Source organism: Bartonella queenslandensis AUST/NH15, from assembly GCF_000312585.1.
GTDB classification, from domain to species: Bacteria; Pseudomonadota; Alphaproteobacteria; order Rhizobiales; family Rhizobiaceae; genus Bartonella; species Bartonella queenslandensis_A.
The window spans coordinates 3,319-8,328 of the sequence record NZ_HE997994.1; the positions used below are offsets into that span (position 1 = coordinate 3,319).

Genomic DNA, 5,010 nt, shown 5'->3' on the forward strand with positions numbered 1-5,010 from the left:
TTGTGCGTCATGTGGCGGATTCAGCAAGTCAAAGACTTCTTTTGGAAAAAGGTGATGTGGATATAGCGCGGGATCTTTCTTCAGAGGATATTTTAGACCTTGAGAAAAAAGATGGTCCAGTCAAAATTAGTCGTGTTTTGCGTCCGCAGATTATTTATTTATCGTTAAACAATAAGAACGCAATTTTTGCGAATGAAAAGGTCAGATTAGCACTTCGTTATTTGGTTGATTATGAAAGTCTTGGAAAAACTGTTTTGAAGGGAATTGCTATTCCGAGGGCAACTTATATGTCTTTAGGTGTTCCAGGTGCTTTGGATGAAAAAGAAGGTCTTCCTTTTAAGTTAGATTTTGAAAAAGCAAAACAGTTAATGACTGAAGCTGGTTATCCTAACGGTTTTAAAGCGAATCTTCTCGTTGGAAGTCTTAGTTATATGTCATCTGTTGCGCAGTCTATTCAAGCCAATGCACGCAAAATTGGTGTGGAGCTCACAATTGAAAAAATGGCACAAAATCAATTGTTAAGTCGTGTACGGGGTGGAAATTATGATACTGCACTTATGGGGTGGGGAAGCGCTGATCCTGATGGACATCCTGCTTCATTGAATCATGTGTTTAATTCTGACCCAACATTTACAAAAAAACATAATATGTATTTGGCTTGGCGCGCTGGATATTATGATGAAAATATTAATAAAATGGTGATGGATGCTTTGTTTGAGAAAGACCCTAAGAAGCGCATTATGCAATATCGTACTTTACAGCATTATGTGCTAGAGCATGGTCCTATGGTTTATTTATTTCAGACATATTATACCGTTGGTATGGGGCCTGATGTCAAGAAATGGGTTTGGAATAGTTACAGACTTTACTACAATGAAGCAGAAAAATAAAAAGAAGCATGTTATGGAAAAGGCTTGCAGAACATGCTTAATAAGAAGTTGTTTCATTCTATAAAAAAAGGTATTCGCTTTATGTTTTATCGCTACAGAGGGGATTTTTATAATGGTTTTGTCACTTTCAGAGACTGAAAGAGTTGTATCAGAAAAGCAGAAAAAATTATTTTTGTGGGATTTTTTGTTCAAGGGATCAAAACTTCTTATTTCAGTTTTTATCACACTGCTTGGATTGGTGACGATTACTTTTTTTCTTGGTCATCTTCTTCCTCTCGATCCTGTTCTATCTATTCTTGGTGATAACATCAGTCAGGAAGCTTATGATGCCATGTATTATAAGCTGGGTCTTGATAAGCCGTTGATTGTTCAATATTGGAAGTATCTTCATAATGTATTTTTATTTGACTTTGGAGATTCTTTAACGTCTGGGCGTCCTGTTTTAGCTGATATTATGCGCGTTTTTCCTGCAACATTAGAGCTTGCAACTGTTGCTATTGTTATTGGCACAGCTCTTGGAATTCCCTTTGGTGTTTTTGCCGCAATGTATCGCGATTCATTTATTGATTATGTTGTCCGTATTTTTACACTCTTGAGTTATTCTACCCCGACATTTTGGCTTGGGCTCATGGCGTTGTTAATATTTTATGCTAAGCTTGGCTGGGTTGGTGGTCCAGGGCGACTTGATTTTCTTTATGAATATTCTTTTGAACCCAAAACAGGATTTTTTCTTTGGGATACTGCGAGCCAAGGACAATGGGAGGCTTTTGGGAATGTCTTTAGTCACATTATTATGCCTGCTTTGATCTTAGCTTTCGGTGCTATGGCTTATATTAGTCGTATGACCCGTGGGTTTATGATTGAGCAGCTTAATCAAGAATATATCATTACTGCACGTGTAAAGGGATTATCATGGGCGCGAACCGTTTGGGGACATGCCTTTCGGAATGCTGCTGTTCAGATTATTACCGTTGTTGCACTTTCTTATGCTTTTTTATTAGAAGGGGCTGTTTTGACGGAGACAGTTTTTGCTTGGCCTGGTTTTGGGCATTATTTGACAAATGCTCTTCTTGCTGGAGATATGAATGCAGTTGTAGGATGTACTTTACTTGTAGGATTTATCTTTGTTGCCATTAATTTATTTTCTGATTTGCTTTATCGCATTTTTGATCCAAGGACACGTTGAATATGACAGTCAGTAATCATCACAAATCGCAATCATCATCTTCTTTGAGTTTTTGGTTAAATGACCCTGTTCCACGGTCCATTATTCAAGCAAACATGCAAAGAATTTATCATGCACTGGTGAAGTTTTTTCATAACTTTTCAGCTGTATTCGGTCTGTTTATTATTTGTATTATTATCATATGTGCACTTTTTGCTCCTTGGATTGCAACGCACGATTTTCTTAGCAATGACCTAGGGAATCGGTTACAGCCCCCCTCTATGGCACATTATTTTGGGACAGATGAATTAGGACGTGACATTTTTAGTCGCCTTGTTTTTGGTTCTCGTATTACTCTTTATGTTGTTTTTCTCACAACAGTGATTGTAGGTCCAATAGGGCTTATCGTTGGAATTGTATCTGGTTATATGGGGGGATGGGTTGATACTGTACTCATGCGCATGGTCGATGTTTTTCTTGCTTTTCCAGGGTTGATTTTAGCTCTTGCCTTTTCAGCCGCATTGGGACCAGGAATTGAAAATGCTTCTATTGCAATTTCAATTGCAGCATGGCCACCAATCGCACGTTTAGCGCGAGCTGAAACTTTGACAATACGTTCTTCAGATTATGTTTCTGTGGTTCGCTTGCAGGGGGCTTCTCCTTTGCGGATTATTTTGTTTCATATTGCACCCATGTGTATTCCTTCAGTGATTGTACGATTAACTTTAGATATGTCTGGAATTATTCTAACAGCTGCTGGTCTTGGATTTTTGGGGTTGGGAGCACAACTTCCAAGTCCTGAATGGGGGGCGATGCTTTCCTCAGGACGGGAATTTATGATGACAAATTGGTGGTTGGCGGCAATACCAGGCTGTGCAATATTGTTTGCAAGTCTTGCTTTCAACCTTTTAGGTGATGGTCTTCGTGATGTATTGGATTCACGCAATGGGTAATAAATTATTAGAAGTAGAAGATTTACGTATTTCTTTTCCTACAACGCGCGGCATTTCAGAAGTTGTGCGTGGTGTTAGCTTTTCTGTCGGAAAAGAAAAAATTGGCATTGTTGGTGAATCCGGATCTGGAAAATCAATGACTGGGCGTGCAATACTAAGGTTGAGTCCAAAAGCAGCAATTGTTAAAGCTAAAAAAATGCGCTTTGAGGATGTCGATTTATTGACCGCAAGTGAGCCTCAGTTGAGAAAAATTCGCGGTAAGCGTATTTCAATGATTTTACAGGATCCTAAATATTCACTTAATCCACTCATACGGATTGGGGAACAGATTATGGAGGCTTACCGTATTCATTATCGTGTTTCAAAGGCTGAAGCGCGGGAGCGCAGCATATCTATGTTAGAATCTGTTCATATTCGTGATCCTGAACATGTGATGCGTCTCTTTCCTCATGAAATATCTGGGGGGATGGGGCAGCGCGTGATGATTGCAATGATGCTCATTCCGAAACCTGATTTAATTATTGCCGATGAACCAACATCTGCGCTTGATATTACGGTCAGACGGCAAGTTTTATCCGTATTAGATGAACTTGTTACAAAGTCTGGAACGGGGCTTATTTTCATTAGTCATGATTTGAATATGATTGCTGATTTTTGTGATCGTATTTTGGTGATGTATGCGGGACGTGTTTTAGAAGAGTTATCTGCTTCTGATTTATCTCACGCTTGTCATCCTTATACAAAGGCTTTGCTGGCGAGTTTGCCACGGCTTGATAATCCTGTGGATGTTTTGGCTGTTCCTAAGCGTAATCCTGATTGGTTGTATAATCCTACGATTGTTAATGGTGTTGAGGAGGTTTCTCCATGACAAATTGTGAGAATATTATTGATGTTTCTAATTTATCTGTAACTTTTGGGCATAGGCACAAGGCCGTAACCGTTGTTAAAAATGTTAATTTTCATATTAAGCGTGGTGAAGCTTATGGTTTGATTGGTGAATCCGGATGCGGAAAATCAACGATTTTGAATACATTGGTGGGGCTTATTCCAGAGTATAGTGGGAAGTTTCTTTTTGATGGACAAGAAGTCGAGAAAAAAAGGAATAAGAGTTTTTTACGCTGTATTCAAATGGTTTTTCAAGATCCTTATGCTTCGCTGCATCCAAGAAAAATGGTCCATACGGTTCTTTCTGAATCGCTCAAAATCCATGGTATGGATAATCAAAGAGAGCGGGTGGAGGATGCTTTAGATTCCGTTGGTTTAGATTTTTCATTTCTTTATCGTTATCCCCATGAGTTGTCTGGAGGACAACGTCAGCGTATCGCTCTTGCGCGTGCTTTAATTATCGAGCCAGAAGTTTTGTTGCTTGATGAGCCAACATCTGCATTGGATGTATCGGTACAGGCTGAAATTTTAAACTTGTTAAAATCATTGCGTGAGAGAAAAAAGCTTACTTATTTGATGGTATCCCATGATCTTGCTGTTGTTGCACATATTTGTGAACGTGTTGGAATTATGCATAAAGGGATTATTCTTGAAGAACTTAGCAATGATGAATTGCGTAATCTCCATGCGCAACACGAGTATACAAAGGAGTTTTTTGAAGCCAGTATTGAGCCTATCGTCCACAGAGAACAAAGAGCGTGATCAGTTTTACAAAAGAGAAAATGAAATTTTATTTGTTTTGAAGTTTCTGAAGATATTTGGCAGCATTGTTAAAAGGGGAAGGGATAATAGGATTTTTTTTAGTCATGAATTTGCTGAGCAGTGTTTGAGCTATAGTATTTTAAATCCTATGAGAACTTCCGTTGTGAAATATACGAGTGATTTATAACATATAGCCTTTGTTTGATATTGTTGCACTATTTTTTGCTTATCATTTTATATTCAAAAGTTTTATTTTGGGACTTTAAGCATTAAACTCGTGAGAAATAATAAAAGAGAGTAGTGCTGTATTTTCTAGAAAAGTTTCTCATTATTTTACAAATACCATGTTATTTTT

At 38.2% G+C, this 5,010-nt stretch carries 5 protein-coding genes; all 5 read left to right on the forward strand.

Going from position 1 to position 5,010, the window contains the following annotated elements; translation table 11 throughout:
• Positions 1-890 (forward strand): ABC transporter substrate-binding protein (locus BN338_RS03380; protein ID WP_039759088.1); only part of this gene is annotated, 890 nt, incomplete at its 5' end.
• Positions 891-1,002: 112 nt separating this feature from the next.
• Positions 1,003-2,076: an ABC transporter permease gene (locus BN338_RS03385; RefSeq protein ID WP_039759089.1), complete on the forward strand. Its 1,074-nt coding sequence runs from the start codon at positions 1,003-1,005 to the stop codon at positions 2,074-2,076.
• Between the two features lie 2 nt (positions 2,077-2,078).
• Positions 2,079-3,008, forward strand: a complete 930-nt coding sequence (locus BN338_RS03390) for an ABC transporter permease (protein ID WP_039759090.1) — start codon at positions 2,079-2,081, stop codon at positions 3,006-3,008.
• On the forward strand, positions 3,001-3,876 hold the full coding sequence (locus BN338_RS03395) for an ABC transporter ATP-binding protein (RefSeq protein WP_039759092.1): 876 nt from the start codon (positions 3,001-3,003) through the stop codon (positions 3,874-3,876). Before BN338_RS03390 ends, BN338_RS03395 begins: the two co-directional genes overlap by 8 nt.
• Positions 3,873-4,655: an ABC transporter ATP-binding protein gene (locus BN338_RS03400; RefSeq protein ID WP_039759094.1), complete on the forward strand. Its 783-nt coding sequence runs from the start codon at positions 3,873-3,875 to the stop codon at positions 4,653-4,655. The genes BN338_RS03395 and BN338_RS03400 overlap by 4 nt, the downstream gene beginning before the upstream one ends.
• Positions 4,656-5,010: the final 355 nt, after the last annotated feature.